Below are 17,450 nucleotides of genomic sequence, written 5' to 3' on the forward strand. Positions count from 1 at the left end.
CATGAAGATCTAAACAGATAACTCCCTACTTATACACAAGATTCTATCTTGCAATTATATCAACCCATACAAGTATTCATCACTATGGGAGCAACTCTTTCAGATAAAAAAAAGGCTGACCTCTTTCGAGATCAGCCTTTCTTTTTAATTTTTTAACTAGAAAACATCACCAACGGCATCTTTTAGCTTTTTCATCGCGTTCTTTTCAAGTTGACGAATACGTTCTGCAGACACTTCATAAGTATCAGCCAATTCTTGCAAGGTTACCTTTTCATCCGCTAACCAACGAGATTGCACAATGTGCTGGCTACGATCATCTAAGGTAGCAATTGCATTTGCTAAACGATTATTAGTGTAATCTTCCCAGTTATCTTCTTCTAGAGAATGTGCAACATCAGATTGCTTATCTTCTAAATAATAAACGGGAGCAGTAAATGCCATATCACGATCATCATCTTCTGCTGGCGCTTCAAACGTTGAATCTTGCGCAGCAAGACGAGATTCCATTTCTCTAACTTCAGAAGGAGATACACCAAGATCTCTTGCTACCGCCTCAACTTCACCGTTATTAAACCAGCCAAGACGTTTTTTATTCTTTCTTAAGTTAAAAAACAATTTACGCTGTGCTTTTGTGGTTGCCACTTTCACAATACGCCAGTTTCTCAACACGTATTCATGAATTTCAGCTTTAATCCAATGCACGGCGAAAGAAACCAAACGAACACCCACTTCAGGGTTGAAACGTTTTACTGCTTTCATAAGACCGACATTACCTTCTTGGATAAGATCCGCCAAAGGTAAGCCATAACCAGAATAACCACGAGCAACATGCACGACGAAGCGAAGATGAGATAAAATTAGCTCTTTCGCAGCTTCTATTTCTTCTTTGTAGTGTAAACGCTCAGCCAGTTCACGTTCTTCTGTCACTGTTAGCATCGGATAACTATTAACAGAACGCAGATAGCTATCAATACTATCTTGTGAAACGGCTGCCATTGAATACATCTCTTTCGACATTCAAATCCCCATTTATATCTTGGTATTACTTAACTTAACCTTGCAATGATGTACTTAAAATAAACAGACTGCAAGTGAAAGGCGGAAAATTATCCACACTTTATGGACTAAATTCTGTTAACTAAGTTCAACTTTTAACAAAATGAATACAAAAAAACCGCTAATTCAATGAATTAACGGCTCATAAGATCTTAGTTCATGTAGATATGATCTTTGTTATTAAACAGGCTCTATCTCTTTTAAATGACGCAATACTGAAATACGAGCAGCTAATAAACCCAAAAATGACGATAACATTAACAATAACAAGCTTTCATCCCATGTCAGGCCAATCAATCGAAATACACTGTCGTAAAGTACAGCGACATTATCTACCGCCCCATTAAGCGTTACGGTAATGATCGCGGTTAATAGCCAAGCAACAAAGCCCCCCAGCAAACCAAACCACATTCCTGTATATAAGTATGGGCGTAAAATAAAAGTATTGGTGGCTCCAACGAGTTTCATTACTTGTATTTCATCTTTTTGCTCTAATACATTAAAGCGTAGGGTATTACCCACAATTAAGAAAACAGCAATAAACATCAAAATCGCCAAGGTAGTCGCAACCACTACCGCGACATGCTTAATCGCATCTAAACGCTGTAGCCAATCATCATCTAAGCGCACTTCACTCACATTAGATTGAAGTTTAAGACGGCTGACTAACTGATTTACATTATCTGTACTTTGCCATTCACTCTTAGGAGAGACAATCAATACCGATGGCAGTGGATTCGTATCAAGTAGTGTTAACGCTTGTTCAAATCCAGAATGCTCACTCAGCTCATTTAACCCTTCTTGTGGTGAAATATATTGAACGGCTTCAATCTCTTTCCACCCTTCAAGTTCAGATTGTAAACTCTTTACTTTTGATTCTGGTGTTTCTTGCTGTAAGTACAAACTTACTTGTGAAGGTGCTTGCCACTTAGAAGCAACCATCGTTAAGTTTTTACCGACTAAATACATACTCGATGGCAACGTTAATGACATCGCAATCACTGCTAACGTCAGCATGTTACCTAGAGGACGGCGTAATAACTCTTGAAAAGAAAGTTTAGCCTGTTTCTTATGAGTAGCCCAAAAGCCATCGCTTGATGCCCCTTGAGTATTTTTTACTTTGCTACGCTTAGCCATGATCTGCAACCTCACGTAAACACCCTTGGTGTAAATCAAAACGGCGATATTTATTACCACCAATTAATGACAAATCATGCGACGCCATTAATACACTCACACCAACGCGATTAAACTCAGCAAATAAATTAAATACTTGGCGAGATAATTGTGGGTCTAAATTACCTGTTGGTTCATCAGCTAACAACAACATTGGCTTATTTACTACCGCTCTCGCGATGCCGACACGTTGTTGCTCACCACCAGATAACTGCATTGGATAACTTTTGGCTTTATCTAATAAACCGGTTTTATCCAATGCTGCAGACACACGACGTTTAATGTCATTCTCTCTCACCGATTCAACACGCATTGGCAGTGCCACGTTGTCAAATACGGTTCGGTTCATCAATAATTTATGATCTTGAAAAACAATACCAATATTACGACGTAGAAAAGGAATGTCTTGATTAGAGATCTTAGTAATGTCATGACCATTAAATAAGATCTTTCCATCACTTGGGCGTTCAATGGCACAGATCAATTTCAGCAAAGTACTTTTACCCGCACCAGAATGACCACTTAAAAAAGCCATTTCACCTCTATTAAGGTGGAAGTTTACTTTTTGTAATGCTGGACGACCGCCACGATAGGCTTTCGACACTTGCTGAAATCGAATCACGCGTTATTCCTCACGACTAAATAATGCATCAATAAAATCTTGCGCCACAAATGGACGTAAATCATCAATTCCTTCACCAACACCAATATAACGAATTGGGATTTGAAATTGATCGGCAATAGAGAAAATAACACCACCTTTTGCTGTGCCATCTAATTTCGTTAACGTAATGCCTGTTACTGGCGCAACATCACTAAATAATTTGGCTTGGCTAATGGCATTTTGTCCCGTACCCGCATCAAGCGTTAACATCACTTCATGTGGCGCTGTTGGGTCAATCTTCTGCATTACACGAACGATTTTACGCAATTCTTCCATTAAATTGCTCTTATTTTGGAGACGACCCGCAGTATCTGCGATAACGACATCTACTTTTCGTGCTTTTGCCGCTTCAATTGCATCATAAATCACAGAAGCACTGTCTGCTCCTGTGTGTTGTGCAATCACAGGAACATCATTACGTTGACCCCATACTTGAAGTTGCTCAACCGCAGCAGCACGGAACGTATCACCCGCCGCTAAAATGACAGATTTACCATCATTCTGGAATTGTTTCGCTAGCTTACCAATTGTCGTTGTTTTACCAACGCCATTAACCCCAACCATTAAAATCACGTGAGGCATGTTTTTTTCATCGATTTCTAACGGTTTTTCTACTTTAACTAAGATCTCAGCCATTTCTTCTTTTAATAGACCGTATAAAGCTTCACCATCTTTTAAATCACGCTTGCTTGCTTTCTCGGTTAAGCTATTAATGATTTTCACTGTGGTATCCATGCCCACATCAGCAATCAATAACTGCTCTTCTAATTCTTCAAATAGATCTTCATCTATTTTTTTACCGCTGAATAAACCAAAGAAACCCGCACCGATATTTTCTTTAGTGCGTTGTAAGCTGCGCTTTAAGCGAGCAAAAAAGCTTTCTGTTGGCTTTTCCTGCACTTCTTCAATTACAGGCTCAGATTCAATCTTTGATTCAACAGGCTCTATTAGCGTGTTTTCTTTTACCTCATTAGAAGTCGTGTCACTTTCTTCTTTTTCACTCACTTCTATTGACGTTACTTCAGTCTCTTTAGACTGTTCAAGTTCAGCGTCTTCCACTACACTCTCAACAACACTGTCTTCTTGAGACGGTGCTTGAGATAAAGTATCAGTGTCTTCTTGTGCTGATTGTTGTTCTACTGTTGGTTGTTCGGCTTTTTCTTCATCACCAAAACCTAACCAAGACAATAATCCGCGTTTCTTTTTGCCTGTCATTGGGAAATCCTAGAATTAAATTGGTACAATTTTCTCGTATACTATCACTTTCTGAGCGGTCAAAATATCTATGCTTAAACGTAAACAACACTCATCTCGCACTTCTGGTACAAATGGTCGCTCTGGAAGCATTCGTATTATCAGCGGACGCTGGCGTGGACGCAAACTTCCTGTGCATGATGCAGAAGGATTAAGACCAACCACAGACCGAGTAAAAGAGACGGTTTTTAACTGGCTAGCTCCTGATATTCCACGCGCTCGCTGTTTAGATCTTTTTTCTGGTAGCGGTGGTTTAGGGTTTGAAGCGGCCTCTCGTGGTGCAGAACAAGTAATAATGCTTGAACTTAATAAGCAAGCTTATTCACAACTAAAACAAAATGCCGAAAGCTTAAAAGCCGATAATATTGAGCTTCATCATACCGATGCTCTCACTTTTTTAGATAAAACGGCAACACCCTTCGATGTGATTTTTATCGATCCTCCTTTTAGAAAAGATTTATTAGAAGCAACATTAACAAAATTAGAAAATAATGGATGGTTAGCGAAAAATGCCATGATATATATTGAAGCAGAGAAAGAGCTCAGTGCCTTGCCTGTTCCTGCTCATTGGCATTTACATCGAGATAAGACCGCTGGACAAGTTACTTTTAAATTATATGAGAGAGAAGAATAGATGAAAGGATTGATCATTCTAGCCAAAATTGCGATTGGGTTTGTTTGGCTAATACTATTACTTAACCTATTTATGCCTTTCCCTGGAACAGGCGCGATTGCACTTTATATTCTGACTGCATTTTTATTTATGATGCACGGCTTACAAATGCTTATTTTCATTGGCGCATTCGGCGATAAAATTTCAATGAGTCGATGGGAAAAATGGTCAATCCTGATATTCGGGGTTTTTGCCTTACTGGATATCAGAAAAAAACACATGATGGATAAATAGCAGATCATTACATCATTTTAATTAGGAGCAGTTATTGCTCCTTTTTTACACTTCTATATATTCCATCCCCCCGTGCCCGATAACTATCTATGTTATGATCTTCCCCCTATTTCTTACGATTTTAATTTTGGTACTCATTTATGGAAACTCTATCCGCAGCAGTCATGCTTTTTCTGATCATGGATCCAATGGGTAACTTACCTGTTTTCACCTCTATTCTTAAACATGTGGAAAAGAAAAGAAGACGTATTATTTTAATTCGAGAACTTCTTATTGCTCTTGCCATTATGATGTCCTTTCTCTTTATGGGAGAACAGATACTGAATTTCCTAAGTTTAAAAAAAGAGGCCGTCTCAATCTCAGGCGCAATTATCTTATTCCTAATTGGCTTAAAGATGATCTTTCCGCCAGAAGGGGGATTAGGCGCGAGTTTAGGTGCAGGTGATGAACCTTTAATTGTTCCTCTGGCAATACCTATGATTGCTGGTCCTTCTATTCTTGCTACTTTACTACTACTTGCTCACCAAGAGCCTGACCGCATGGTTGATTGGAGCCTAGCACTCATCGGGGCTTGGTCTGTCACGACGGTTATTTTGATGTTCTCAGAACTATTCCAACGCATCGTTGGTGAAAAAGGCCTCGCAGCCATTGAGAGATTGATGGGTATGCTACTACTGATGATTTCAGTACAAATGTTCTTAGATGGTATTACGAGCTATTTCACACACATCTAACTCATAATTCATGCTGAAATAAAAAAGGTCGCACGTCAATGCGACCTTTTTTATTATCAATACCACCATTCTTAATGATTGCAGATCCGATCAGGGTTAGCCGTTAATCCAGCCTCTAACTCAATCACTTTCTTTTTAGATAAAATAAATTCAAGCAATTCCGTTAATGTTAGTCCCTGCTGGCTACACGTATGAAAACACACGTCATGACCAAATTCACTTTCAACCATATCTTCCAATTGCGAGCGAGAAAGGGGCTTTTCAGAATCCAATAAAATATTTAATACCGTGTGACCATGAATGTCTTTTTTCATAACCTGCCTAATTTCTTTAAATGTAAAAGTAGAGGGTATCAAAGAGGATAAAATAAACATTGCGAACGATCTATTTCATTGTGATTGTTCTTTTTCATAACCATATAAAACCTCCCTTTCTCCTTCCTATAGACTCAAAACACCAAAACCGCAAGAAAACAGAGTGAGCAACATAAAAAAAACAGAATAAAAACAACAAAAAAGAAGAGTAAAAACCTTAATTAACAATGAGATAGATTAATTAAGTTATAAATTTATAGAAAAAAAACAATAAATAAACCCTACTAGATATAGGATTTAGGTGAAATTTAATAGCATTCAATGGCTTAATAACATAAACCTCAATAATAAAGCCTCTATATAACTTTATAAAAAATAGAAAACAGATAGTAGAGTGACATCTAGAGGATAAGGGGTGAAATGAGAACAAAAATAGATGGTCAATTATCAAACCATTAAAAAACAAGTAAAAATCATTAATTTCAACAACTTAAGACAAGCAATCAATAAATTAACATAATAAAGCACAATATCAACAGACAAAAGAACACCTAAACACGCGAGTAAACCGCCACTTTTGTCATAGAAAAGTTATTTTTTCAAGCTTTAGAGCATTCAGCACTTGATCAACAACTAAAAACAGTGCTATTCTATTTGTCAAGCAATGATAGAATACATTAAAGGAGAACGGTAATGATTACTTCATCGCAAAAACAAGGACTTATGATGATCGCTGTAGTTGTTGGACTAATGACTCTGCCAATGATGTATTAATCTACATTCAAATAAGTTTATATAAAAAAACGGACGCATTTGCGTCCGTTTTTTTATGCTTACAATAAATACATCAAAACAAATGCTTTATATTATCCCAATGAATCAAATAGATAGCTAAAGATGCTAATGTAGAAAGCAATACAATTGCCCCCACAAGTTTCCACAAGAAACGGTTGGCTCTAGGCGTTAATATATCCGTCATATCTTTGCATGTTGCTTTGAAGCCCGCCTTATCCTCCAACTTATACCCCTCTTCATGCACTACCTTATTTCTCATAGTTGCAATAAAGCGTAATTTTCCAATCACCTCATGAGGCAAGCGCTCCTCACAACTAGTAATAAGTTGGTGAAGTCCTTTTCCTTCAGCGTGATAATGCGTCTTTAAAAGCGATTCAATATTTCGACTTTGTTTTACAACAAGATCAATGTCAGACATCTCACTCTCCTATCCTACGTTTTGAACGTCTCTTTGTATTTATACCACTCTAACGCCCGTTTCTCTTTCCGATCCTTAAGATTATTTCTTTTTAAACCTGACTTATCTCTTAATTCCTTAACTCATAAAATAATAGGAGATATTTAATCAATAGTATTCGAGCCAGATCTCAGTTCCAAATTCATTTTATACGTAGCCAAGCAATATCTATAAGATAACGAGAAAACCCGCACAAACTGAACAAATACTCCTTATCTATCTATAGAGAGAAGATTAGAATACTTATGTTCATATGTATTACTCGCAAGTTTAAGGACAAATCATGCCTGTTACTTATATCGTTATTTTGATCGCATTTATTCTAATTGCTGCCGTACTGTTCCAGCGCTTCCAAACAAAATTTATTTTGGGAGATAACGCGCCAGAAATGAAAGCAGAAGTCACTATTTTAGATAAACAGATTATTGAAATCCCAGATACACAACCAGGAGAAGACGACCAAGAGTTTTGGATTTACGTTCAGAAAGGGAAATTTGGCCCAAAACGAGAGTTTGAAATCGGTGTGCACTATTTTCATGCTCTAAATCCAGGAGATAAAGGTATAATGACTTATCAAGGGCGTAAATTTCATCACTTTGCTTTAAAGCGAGATTAACACTAGGACAATAATTATGACCAACACAATGCTTTCTGCGATTCCATTAACCTCTCTTGCTGGTGTTGGAGCCAAAGTAGCAGAAAAGCTCGAAAAAGTTGGGTTGGTCACCATTCAAGATCTTCTTTTCCATCTTCCTCTTCGCTATGAAGACAGAACTCGTGTTTATCCAATGGCGCGAGTTCACTCCGGTTTATTTGCTGCCGTTCAAGGCAAGGTGATGTCTTGCGATATGCAATTTGGCAAACGTAAAATGTTACTGGTTAAAATTAGTGATGGTAATGGCACAATTACTTTGCGCTTTTTCAATTTCAATGCCGGTATGAAAAATAGCTTCAGTGAAGGAAAATTAGTTCACGCTTACGGCGAAATTAAACGTGGCGGAAGCGGTTTAGAAATTGTTCATCCTGAATACCAATTTCATACCCCTTCTAAAGCTTTAGATATTGAAGCAACATTAACACCGGTTTACCCAACCACTGATGGGCTTCGTCAAAATACATTACGTAGTTTGACGGATCAGGCTTTAGAGCTATTAGATAAAGCCGCCGTTAGCGAATTATTACCTCAAGGCTTGTACAACAACCAAATCACCCTTAATCAAGCACTGCATATTATTCATCGCCCTGATCCTTCTATTAATCTAGATGCGTTTGATGAAGGAAAGCATCCCGCTCAACAACGTTTAATTATGGAAGAATTGTTGGCTCAAAATCTTTCAATGCTTTCGGTACGTAGCAAAGGCCAACAAGAAGACGCACTCCCATTGGCTACTGTGACCAATCTAAAACAAAAATTATTAGACCAATTACCTTTTACCCCAACGGGAGCTCAGCAACGAGTTGTGGCAGAAATAGAACAAGACTTAGCAAAACCGCACCCGATGATGCGATTAGTTCAAGGAGATGTTGGATCAGGTAAAACTCTCGTTGCAGCCTTAGCCGCAGTACAAGCGCTCGAACATGGATATCAAGTGGTGCTAATGGCCCCAACCGAATTATTAGCAGAGCAACACGCAGTAAACTTTGGTAATTGGTTTGAAAGCATGGGAATTCCTGTTGGCTGGTTAGCAGGAAAGCTCACCGGTAAAGCAAAAGAGAAGGAATTAGCTCGTATTGCCAGTGGTGAAGCCAAGATGATAGTCGGTACTCACGCCCTATTTCAACAGCACGTTGAGTTCCACCACCTTGCTTTGGTTATTATTGATGAACAACACCGCTTTGGGGTTGATCAACGTCTAGAGCTACGAGAGAAAGGCGAGAAAGACGGTGCTTACCCACATCAGTTGATCATGACAGCAACGCCTATTCCAAGAACCTTAGCCATGACGGCGTATGCAGATCTAGAAACCTCAGTCATCGATGAGCTTCCACCAGGTCGAACGCCAATTCAAACCATTGCTTTGCCTGATACAAGACGCGATGAAATCGTCAATAAAGTAAGAAGCGCCTGTGTGAACGATGGACGACAAGCCTACTGGGTTTGTACTTTAATTGATGACTCCGAAGTACTTGAAGCTCAAGCCGCCTCAGATACGGCTGATGCGTTACGACTGCAGCTGCCCGAGCTGAATATTGGCTTAGTCCATGGTCGAATGAAATCAAAAGAAAAACAGCAGATCATGCAGGAGTTTAAAGAAGGTAAATTGCATTTGTTAGTGGCTACTACGGTTATTGAAGTCGGGGTTGATGTTCCTAACTCAAGCTTAATGATTATCGAGAACCCTGAACGTCTTGGTTTAGCCCAACTGCACCAACTACGTGGTCGAGTCGGTCGTGGCTCTGTTGCTAGTCACTGTGTACTGTTGTACCACTCTCCACTCTCTAAAACAGCTCAAAAGCGCTTGAGTGTTCTACGTGAAAGTAATGATGGCTTTGTGATTGCCCAACGAGATTTAGAGATCCGAGGCCCTGGTGAATTATTGGGGACAAAACAGACCGGATTGGCTGATTTTAAAATTGCAGACTTGGTTCGAGATCAGCATTTAATTCCTGAAGTACAACGCATTGCACGTCATTTACATGATAATTACCCTACCCATGCTAAAGCGATTATTCTTCGTTGGTTAGGTGAGCGAGACATCTACTCAAATGCATAAAAATCATGGCTTTCATGCTAGGAGCCAAGAATAACAGGCACAAAAAAGGTGAGTACCTACTCACCTTTTTAACTCGTTGATTAAGCTAAACGCTTAGTAGTAAGAGTGCTCACCACGATCATGTTCAGTTAAATCTTTAACTGCGGTTAGTTCACCTTCAAATTGAACTAACAATTCTTTTTCGATGCCTTCTTTTAGGGTCACATCTACCATTGAACAACCATTACAACCACCACCGAACTGAACAATTGCAATGCCTGCTTCAGTGATTTCCATCAGACTAACGTGACCACCGTGGCCAGCAAGCTGTGGGTTAACTTGAGTCTGAATTGCGTATTCAACACGTTCAAATAAAGGAGCATCATCGTTTACTTTACGCATTTTTGCGTTTGGTGCTTTCAATGTTAATTGAGAGCCCATCTTGTCAGTAACGTAATCGATATCAGCATCTTCAAGAAAAGGTAAGCTTAACTCATCAACATACGCTGATAATTTTTCAAATTTCAGCTCAGTATCATTCGCTTCGATTGCTTCTGGTGGACAATAAGATACGCCACACTCTGCGTTTTGAGTACCCGGATTAACCACGAATACACGGATGTTTGTCCCTTCTGGCTGTTGTACCAGAAGTTTTGCAAAATGCTCTTGAGCACTTTCAGTAATATTGATTGAAGACACAAGTAATACCTGACTAAATTAGTATGATTAAGGATTGTACTCTGAAATACAATTTTTTTCGAGTAGAATTCTTTTCGAGTCGAGTTCTTTTAAAATCAAATTGTTTAGAGCTACCTACTAGCAGTATAGCAATCTTAATAATCTATTTATCAAGATTGGCTCTAATTATTTACACGTTAAGATCGTATTCCAAGGTAAGTTTTCATCACCTAACACAATAAAATTAGGGTTCTCTAATGACTCTCTTTCGTTATAAGAGAGTGCTTCAAGTTCTGTCGATAAAATACGACCACCCGCTTCTTGAACAATGCACTGTGTTGCCGCAGTATCCCACTCACCTGTCGGACCTAAACGTAAATAACAATCCACCGCCCCTTCAGCCACAAGACAGGCTTTTAATGCCGCAGAGCCAAGAGGGACTAAATCGTAATTCCATTCAGCACTCATACAACGGGTAATATTATTAATGTTTTGACGACGACTAATTGCGATGGCTATCGGCTGTTTTTCTTCTTCATGCTTAAGGGTGCTAATACGAACGCTTTCATCCATATCTGGAATTTTCCACGCCCCTTTCCCTTCATAAGCATAATAGGTAACACCCGAAACGGGACCATAAACCACGCCCATCACAGGACGATTATTTTCAACCAAAGCGATAACCGTTGCAAAATCCCCACTGCGAGCGATAAATTCTTGAGTGCCGTCTAGAGGATCTACCAACCAATAGCGATTCCATTGTGCTCGTTGCGCTAAAGCAATATCCGCATCTTCTTCTGATAAAATAGGAATATCAGGCGTCAATTGAGCCAACTTTTCCATGATTAACTTATGTGCCGCTAAATCAGCACTGGTCACTGGTGTTTCATCTGACTTAGTAAACTCTTCAAAATCACCCTTCTCATAAATATCGAGAATAAGCTGACCTGATGCACGTGCAATATTGATCACTTCAGGAAGTAGGTGCGAAAGTGTTGAATCCATCAATATTACTCCTTAGATAAAAATTGTTGAGCAAGCAAGAGCGCACTGATGCTCCTTGCTTCTGAAAAATCAAGGTGATGTAAAAGCTCAGAGGCTTGAGCTAAAGGCCATCGAACAATATCTAATGGTTCTGGCTCATCGCCTTCCAATCTCTCAGGGTATAAACCTTGAGCGACAAATAACGTCATCTTACTTGAAAAATAAGAGGGAGCGAGAACCAACTCTTTTAATGGAGTCAACTTCTCAGAACCAAAACCAATCTCTTCTTTTAATTCACGATTTGCCGCTTCTAGCGGAGATTCCCCTTGGTCGATCAAGCCTTTTGGAAACCCTAATTCATAGCTTTCAGTTCCCACCGCGTACTCTCGCACTAACAGTAGATCGCCTTGCTCAGTAATAGGTACCATCATAACGGCATGACGACCACTCGGTTTCATTCGTTCATAGGTACGCTCAACCCCATTAGAGAAGCGTAAATCTACCGATTCAATACAAAACAACTTTGATTTTGCTTCAATGCGTTTATCTAAAATTGTCGGCAATTGTTTTTTAGCCATTGTATTTCCTTACAGACGTCCTGAATAAGTTACTTTATATTGCCCTTTTGAATCAGGCTTGCCTAGCCATTTAAGTTGGCTTCTTAAGCTAGATGGGAAGTTTTCCTCAGGTTTGAACCAACCCTTAACCTGATAAGAACGATTTGGATTAAGCACCACATCGAACTGGCTGCCCACATCTTTTGATGATTGCTTACTGATCAAGGTTATCTTGTTATCCACACAAGTGACATCAGCAATGGCAGTATTAGGATCTATGTTACCTAAAGGAGAAATAATCTTACCCGCAGACCAAACTACCTCACCCGTTGCTTGTTTACACCAAGGTTGCCCTTGTTGAACATAACTAATATTGAGTTCGGCTTGCCCTTGTAAAGACACAGGTAACGCCATTGGTACTTTATTCATAATGCTGGCGACAGGAAGTGATACCACCATATTTTCAGCATACGCCCCTTTTGATACGCTATAACCGACCGTGCCTTTACCGCGCAACTCTAATTCGCTACCACGACCAAAGCGCACCGCAAACACCGCATGCCCTTTTAGTATAGCCATTGGATCTATCTGCCATTGTAATTGCCCATAATTCACTCGTTGCCATGATAGTGAATCAACTTGGCCTTTCCACGGCGTGCCTGATAACCCCGTTAATGCCAACCCTCTGATAGTAGGTGCTTGCTCAACAACCCACTGAATTGGTATATGCAACAATGCACTGGCGGTAAAAAAGGTAGAGAAGACCGTTGCGATTAGTAATTTAAACTTCATGATCACTCTCTACTTAATTGAAGGCGGTTTACTTCAACCATACCTTCTACATCGGTTTTATTTAAATCTAAAAACTGAGCATGAATGCCTTGGGTATCTCTCAAATACGCCAACCAATTAATTAATGAATTAAAAGGCAGAGGTTTAACCCACACCTGCATTTGCTCGCCACGAGGCTGCATACGAATCAACTCAATTTGGAATTGGCGCGTACTGCTTGGGATCACTTGATTCATAGGACGGTTCGCCACTTGCGATCCTCCTGATGCTCCACCGCGAAGTGTCACAATCGTATCAGCTTTCTTTTGCACCCAAGTTAATAAACTGCGTTCACTGTTAATCCGATTCTGCGCTAATTCTGCTCGATCATTTAATGGCTTAATGCCTCCCCAATAAATAACAGCAATCAATAACGCAACACTGCCACCACTAACCAAAATTCGTTCTCTTGGTGAGATACTTTGCCACCATGTCGTAAAGGCTTTCATTATTTTCTCCTAATAACAATCGCACCAAATACTTGGTTTTGGTTTTTATTCAGTTGGCCTTGCTCAACCTCAAATTTAGCACTTAACTCTGAAGTCAATTTTTCAAAATAAGGAAAATCTGACGCACTGGCTTGCAATCGCAGTTCATCTCGTTTGCCATCAAATTTTAGGCTTTGTAATTTCACTTGAGGCACTTTTGCTAAGTATGGTGCAAGCTCTGCCATCCAAGCCAATAAATCATCCCCACCCGAACCACCTTGTAAGCGTGCTTCTTCGTTTTTCATTTGAGATTTTAAATAACTCACCGTTGGGATCTTACGTTTACCTGGGAAAATATCTCTAAAAATTCGTTCACTTTCAGTTCGAAGCGCAATACTGTGCTGCTCCAGTTTTTGTACTTCAGTAATATGTTGAGCAACAAAAGCCACCATCACTAAACCAAAAGCCAAAATTACTTTCTGCCAGATACGCCAATGCTTGCGCCATGAAGATTGAGGACGATACTTACCATTCAATACATTCACTTTAGAGTTAAGAGTCCCTTCAGCCAGTAATTGCATCACTAACTCTGGCGTCTCTTTTATATGCTTGGTATTCGCTACGTTAATTTCACAAGGCGAATAGCTATGAAGAACATAACTCTTTGAGTCTTCTACATCCTCATTATCAGTATCTTGTTCTTCCGTATCGACAACTGATTTAGCGCTATTGGTAACGAGCCCCTCCAATAGCATTGGTAGCCACTCAGATTCCGCAATCGCGCCTTGATACTCACTAAAACGCAACAACCATTGTTGATTAAACTCAACCATAGACGTTCCATCTTGGTGAAACGGCAACGCCAATACATCAGGTAAGAAACGCTTAGTTTGAATACCTGCCTCACTAAGTTGCCCTAACCATTTCACCATTTTTTGATGTTCAACAATGGCGACCTGAGCAATTTTGTTGGTTTTCTTCAAAATAACGATATGTAAATCATCGACATCTTGAGCTAAATCGTCTTCAACTATAAAAGGCAGCATCGACGAAAATTGTCGAGCCGCCCCTTCAGGTATCACCACTTCTCTCAATAACACATCACTGCTAGGCAATAGAGCTGAGACGGTACGCTGATCGCTGTATTGCGATAACGATGATAACTCTTCCGCAGAACTTAACTCTCCAGACGCTATCACTTCTTTATTTTCTGGTGACCAGACTATCCATTGAATGGGATCTGATGGCTGACTATTCAGCCTTAGTATCAGATGTTCGCTCATTCATTCCTCCATACTGGCGACGGACTACGTTCACCACCTTTTTATCACTACTGTGTAATAAAGAACGCACACGTACGCGCGAATCTTCTACTAATACTTGAGCATCTAACTCAAAAAACTGACTATCTATCGATAAATACGGTTTTGCTTGCTTGCGTGTATTGGCGTCAACTTGGCTTATTGCCCCTTCCGCTAAAAAATCATCAATACTAGCCCAGCCATCAAAAGGTCTATTTTCTAATACTTCTCGAGCATTCTCTTCGCTTAACCCAGGAGAAAACAGAGCCACTAAAATATTGGCATTTTCAGGTGCTAAGGTATTTACGTTTAAATAAAAATTACTGCTTGGTATCGCACATACCAAAGGTGAAACGGCCTCAATCACTTGCGCCGTTACCCCGTTAATTGCTCGTAACTCACTGGCATCGCCTATCCAACCATTTGGCGCTAAATAGGCAGGTTTAAACGATTGATAAGTACTGTCTTCAACACCTGAGATAGATTGAACCGTGTCGTTCTCATCCATGAACTCCCAGGTAGAATCCGCAATGACTTCTGCAAGGTAATTTTCAACCTCAACCGATTCTAATAAGTTCATCCATACTTTAACTAAAAATGGACGCTGAGATGGATCACTACTCGGTTTCACACTGCTCAATGCATTCAAATTAAAACACGCTTGTTTATCTTTCACCCCACCAAAGGCTTCGCCGTAATCAAGTGGGTAGCTCGTTTCTTCTATAGCCCATGCTTGGCTCAAATTAATGGTGTCACCATCTTTATACGCCTCTTCGATGCCCGCCTTCGCCAATGCTTCAACCCCTATTGAGTACCAATAAGCCTGCTGATGATTGACTTGATTCTGCGCCCGATGAAACTGAATAAACAAGCGCTCAGACATTTGAGCCGCAATGGTCACCATAATGGCGAGTAATAACAAAACTACGATCAGTGCAACGCCTTGCTGTTTTTTTGAGTGGCGACTTAAATGCACTTTTTTATTTCCCATTATGACTCACCTTGTTCTTGTGATGCGTCACCGTTTTGATCTGAATTTTCTTCGATTTTAAATCCTGAGGTTAAATAAATACGCTCAACATCGCCATAATCTTTAAAAGTAATAATAACCTTAGTGGCTTTAGGCAATTGGTTTTTCACATCCCATATTTTCACCCATTTTTTGCCGTCATAAAATTCAAACTTAAGCTCTTCAATCCCATCAATTAAAGGGGTAACAACGGGCTTTTGTCCTACAGGAGTATCCGGATAACGCCACCACAAACGCTCAATGGTATTTTCAACGAGACGATAACCAACTTTAGTTATCTCACCACGAGGGAAAGCCTGTTGTGGATTTTTCCATCCTAAACGTACAAATAAAATACCTTGAGATTCAGAGTCCAATAAATACTCATCGGCAGACAATAATTTATCTGACACTTTTTCACCATTGGTGCGAAATGGACGAGCAACAATTTGACGAAAGTCGTTATCTAAAAAGACCAAGCTGCGTTGAAGTTGCTTAATGCGCTCACTCTTTTCTAGGGATAATTCATTACTGCGCTGAACTTGGTTCACCACTTGATACGCTGAAAAACTCAAAGTGGCAAAAACCGCAATGGCTACCATCACTTCAATCAGCGTAAACCCTTTGACTGAGCCGCGAGAAGAGTTATGGCGCAACATACGTTCGTACCGTAATTAATGGGGATTGTTGATCTTTACTGGTCGATACCGATACATCCACTGACTTTAAAATATCAGAAGTTGTTTTTACCGGAGCAATGGTCCAATACCATGTTTGACCAGCCAACTCTGTTTCACCTTTTTTGGTCGATGTTGGTGGCTTATCTAACATCATCAATGCCATTTGATTATCTACCACCATTCCTGCGAACGTCTTTTCTTCTAAATAACCTAAGGTATTAATATGCTGAGTTACCGCTCTTAATACACTCAAGGCTGCGGTCGCAAAAATAGCAAGCGCCACTAACACTTCCAATAAGGTCATGCCTTGCTTGGTTCTTCGTAAAGAAAAGTTACTCTTCATCTCGTTCATCTCCCGGAGCAAATAAACGGATCAAACCAGACTCATCGGCTTTAACTTCCCACGTTTTATCATCGAGATTACCGCGTTCATTTTCAGGAAAAAAAGTCACTATAAAAGGCGTCACTTCGCCACTTGATAGCACCATCACCTGCGGAGGAATTGGTTTTTTGTCTTCTTCGAGATCAGCAAACATCTCTTCATCAAATAGGGAACCCGGTTCAAATAAGCGATCATCATCAGCCCATGCTGAACCACCTAGCTCCATCTCAAATTCTACGGATGAGTCTTCCATTTTTACTTCGGTAAAAAAGCGACTTTGCTCCATTGGCTGCCAACCATCGACATTTAATTGCATAAAGCGATATTCTTGTCGCTCTTGATTAAAGTAAATGCCGTAATCCATCCCATTGAGCAAAGCATCTTCATTGAGAAGCTGAACTAACTGATAAAAACGTGAGGCTTGTTCTTCCACTTGATCATCTTGACTATCAGGAAGGCTCATAATTACTGCCATCGAACTGACCGATAGCAGTACCAATACCAACATAATTTCGATTAGGGTAAACCCAACCTCACGTTTTATCTTCAT

21 protein-coding genes are annotated in these 17,450 nt (G+C 39.8%); 5 read left to right on the top strand and 16 right to left on the bottom strand.

Going from position 1 to position 17,450, the window contains the following annotated elements:
* Nucleotides 1-156: 156 nt before the first annotated feature.
* From rpoH to ftsY, 4 genes are all read right to left on the bottom strand, one after another.
* Nucleotides 157-1,017: an RNA polymerase sigma factor RpoH gene (rpoH, locus tag AC2INI_RS12960; protein ID WP_274444720.1), complete on the bottom strand. Its 861-nt coding sequence runs from the start codon at nt 1,015-1,017 to the stop codon at nt 157-159.
* A gap of 219 nt (nt 1,018-1,236) precedes the next feature.
* Entirely contained in the window at nt 1,237-2,193 is a 957-nt protein-coding gene (ftsX, locus tag AC2INI_RS12965; RefSeq protein ID WP_486304982.1) for a permease-like cell division protein FtsX, read from the bottom strand.
* The gene (gene ftsE / locus AC2INI_RS12970; RefSeq protein WP_005421376.1) at nt 2,186-2,854 is read right to left on the bottom strand and encodes a cell division ATP-binding protein FtsE; all 669 of its coding nucleotides are present in this window, start codon (nt 2,852-2,854) and stop codon (nt 2,186-2,188) included. The genes ftsX and ftsE overlap by 8 nt, the downstream gene beginning before the upstream one ends.
* A gap of 3 nt (nt 2,855-2,857) precedes the next feature.
* Entirely contained in the window at nt 2,858-4,111 is a 1,254-nt protein-coding gene (ftsY, locus tag AC2INI_RS12975) for a signal recognition particle-docking protein FtsY (protein WP_486304983.1), read from the bottom strand.
* 70 nt (nt 4,112-4,181) lie between these two features.
* On the opposite strand from ftsY, the gene rsmD reads away from it, so the two are divergent.
* The 3 genes from rsmD to AC2INI_RS12990 all read left to right on the top strand — a co-directional run bounded on the left by rsmD (nt 4,182) and on the right by AC2INI_RS12990 (nt 5,791).
* Nucleotides 4,182-4,784, top strand: coding sequence for a 16S rRNA (guanine(966)-N(2))-methyltransferase RsmD (gene rsmD / locus AC2INI_RS12980; protein ID WP_486304984.1), 603 nt, complete (start codon nt 4,182-4,184; stop codon nt 4,782-4,784).
* Nucleotides 4,785-5,057 (top strand): DUF1145 domain-containing protein, encoded by a 273-nt coding sequence (locus tag AC2INI_RS12985; RefSeq protein WP_122036510.1) that lies wholly within the window; start codon nt 4,785-4,787, stop codon nt 5,055-5,057.
* A 140-nt stretch (nt 5,058-5,197) separates the two neighbouring features.
* On the top strand, nt 5,198-5,791 hold the full coding sequence (locus AC2INI_RS12990) for a YhgN family NAAT transporter (RefSeq protein ID WP_122036509.1): 594 nt from the start codon (nt 5,198-5,200) through the stop codon (nt 5,789-5,791).
* Between the two features lie 71 nt (nt 5,792-5,862).
* On the opposite strand, the gene AC2INI_RS12995 is transcribed toward AC2INI_RS12990, so the two are convergent.
* Together AC2INI_RS12995 and AC2INI_RS13000 are read right to left on the bottom strand one after the other, a co-directional pair.
* Nucleotides 5,863-6,105, bottom strand: coding sequence for a YecH family metal-binding protein (locus AC2INI_RS12995; RefSeq protein WP_486304985.1), 243 nt, complete (start codon nt 6,103-6,105; stop codon nt 5,863-5,865).
* Between the two features lie 847 nt (nt 6,106-6,952).
* A complete protein-coding gene (locus tag AC2INI_RS13000) occupies nt 6,953-7,318 on the bottom strand; it encodes a DUF4145 domain-containing protein (RefSeq protein WP_486304986.1) in 366 nt (121 codons plus the stop codon).
* A 322-nt stretch (nt 7,319-7,640) separates the two neighbouring features.
* Between AC2INI_RS13000 and AC2INI_RS13005 the strand changes: the two genes are divergently transcribed.
* Both AC2INI_RS13005 and recG read left to right on the top strand, forming a co-directional pair.
* On the top strand, nt 7,641-7,973 hold the full coding sequence (locus tag AC2INI_RS13005; RefSeq protein ID WP_122036507.1) for a DUF2500 domain-containing protein: 333 nt from the start codon (nt 7,641-7,643) through the stop codon (nt 7,971-7,973).
* Between the two features lie 16 nt (nt 7,974-7,989).
* Nucleotides 7,990-10,071 carry an ATP-dependent DNA helicase RecG gene (gene recG / locus AC2INI_RS13010; protein WP_486304987.1) on the top strand — a complete coding sequence of 694 codons (2,082 nt, stop codon included), beginning with the start codon at nt 7,990-7,992 and terminating at the stop codon, nt 10,069-10,071.
* Between the two features lie 93 nt (nt 10,072-10,164).
* On the opposite strand, the gene nfuA is transcribed toward recG, so the two are convergent.
* From nfuA to gspH, 10 genes are all read right to left on the bottom strand, one after another.
* Complete coding sequence (gene nfuA, locus AC2INI_RS13015) at nt 10,165-10,749, bottom strand: Fe-S biogenesis protein NfuA (RefSeq protein ID WP_122036505.1); 585 nt, start codon at nt 10,747-10,749, stop codon at nt 10,165-10,167.
* A gap of 165 nt (nt 10,750-10,914) precedes the next feature.
* Nucleotides 10,915-11,733 (bottom strand): 3'(2'),5'-bisphosphate nucleotidase CysQ, encoded by an 819-nt coding sequence (gene cysQ, locus AC2INI_RS13020; RefSeq protein WP_122036504.1) that lies wholly within the window; start codon nt 11,731-11,733, stop codon nt 10,915-10,917.
* Nucleotides 11,734-11,738: 5 nt separating this feature from the next.
* The gene (nudE, locus tag AC2INI_RS13025) at nt 11,739-12,290 is read right to left on the bottom strand and encodes an ADP compounds hydrolase NudE (RefSeq protein ID WP_122036503.1); all 552 of its coding nucleotides are present in this window, start codon (nt 12,288-12,290) and stop codon (nt 11,739-11,741) included.
* A gap of 9 nt (nt 12,291-12,299) precedes the next feature.
* Nucleotides 12,300-13,061 (bottom strand): type II secretion system protein N, encoded by a 762-nt coding sequence (locus AC2INI_RS13030; RefSeq protein ID WP_486304988.1) that lies wholly within the window; start codon nt 13,059-13,061, stop codon nt 12,300-12,302.
* 2 nt (nt 13,062-13,063) lie between these two features.
* A complete protein-coding gene (locus AC2INI_RS13035) occupies nt 13,064-13,549 on the bottom strand; it encodes a type II secretion system protein M (RefSeq protein WP_122036501.1) in 486 nt (161 codons plus the stop codon).
* The gene (gspL, locus tag AC2INI_RS13040; RefSeq protein WP_486304989.1) at nt 13,549-14,811 is read right to left on the bottom strand and encodes a type II secretion system protein GspL; all 1,263 of its coding nucleotides are present in this window, start codon (nt 14,809-14,811) and stop codon (nt 13,549-13,551) included. The genes AC2INI_RS13035 and gspL overlap by 1 nt, the downstream gene beginning before the upstream one ends.
* Nucleotides 14,780-15,820 carry a type II secretion system minor pseudopilin GspK gene (gspK, locus tag AC2INI_RS13045; protein ID WP_486304990.1) on the bottom strand — a complete coding sequence of 347 codons (1,041 nt, stop codon included), beginning with the start codon at nt 15,818-15,820 and terminating at the stop codon, nt 14,780-14,782. The genes gspL and gspK overlap by 32 nt, the downstream gene beginning before the upstream one ends.
* A complete protein-coding gene (gene gspJ, locus AC2INI_RS13050; RefSeq protein ID WP_486304991.1) occupies nt 15,820-16,497 on the bottom strand; it encodes a type II secretion system minor pseudopilin GspJ in 678 nt (225 codons plus the stop codon). The genes gspK and gspJ overlap by 1 nt, the downstream gene beginning before the upstream one ends.
* Complete coding sequence (gene gspI / locus AC2INI_RS13055) at nt 16,484-16,861, bottom strand: type II secretion system minor pseudopilin GspI (protein WP_122036497.1); 378 nt, start codon at nt 16,859-16,861, stop codon at nt 16,484-16,486. The genes gspJ and gspI overlap by 14 nt, the downstream gene beginning before the upstream one ends.
* Nucleotides 16,851-17,450, bottom strand: coding sequence for a type II secretion system minor pseudopilin GspH (gene gspH / locus AC2INI_RS13060; protein WP_486305734.1), 600 nt, complete (start codon nt 17,448-17,450; stop codon nt 16,851-16,853). The genes gspI and gspH overlap by 11 nt, the downstream gene beginning before the upstream one ends.

Source organism: Aliivibrio friggae, from assembly GCF_057368515.1.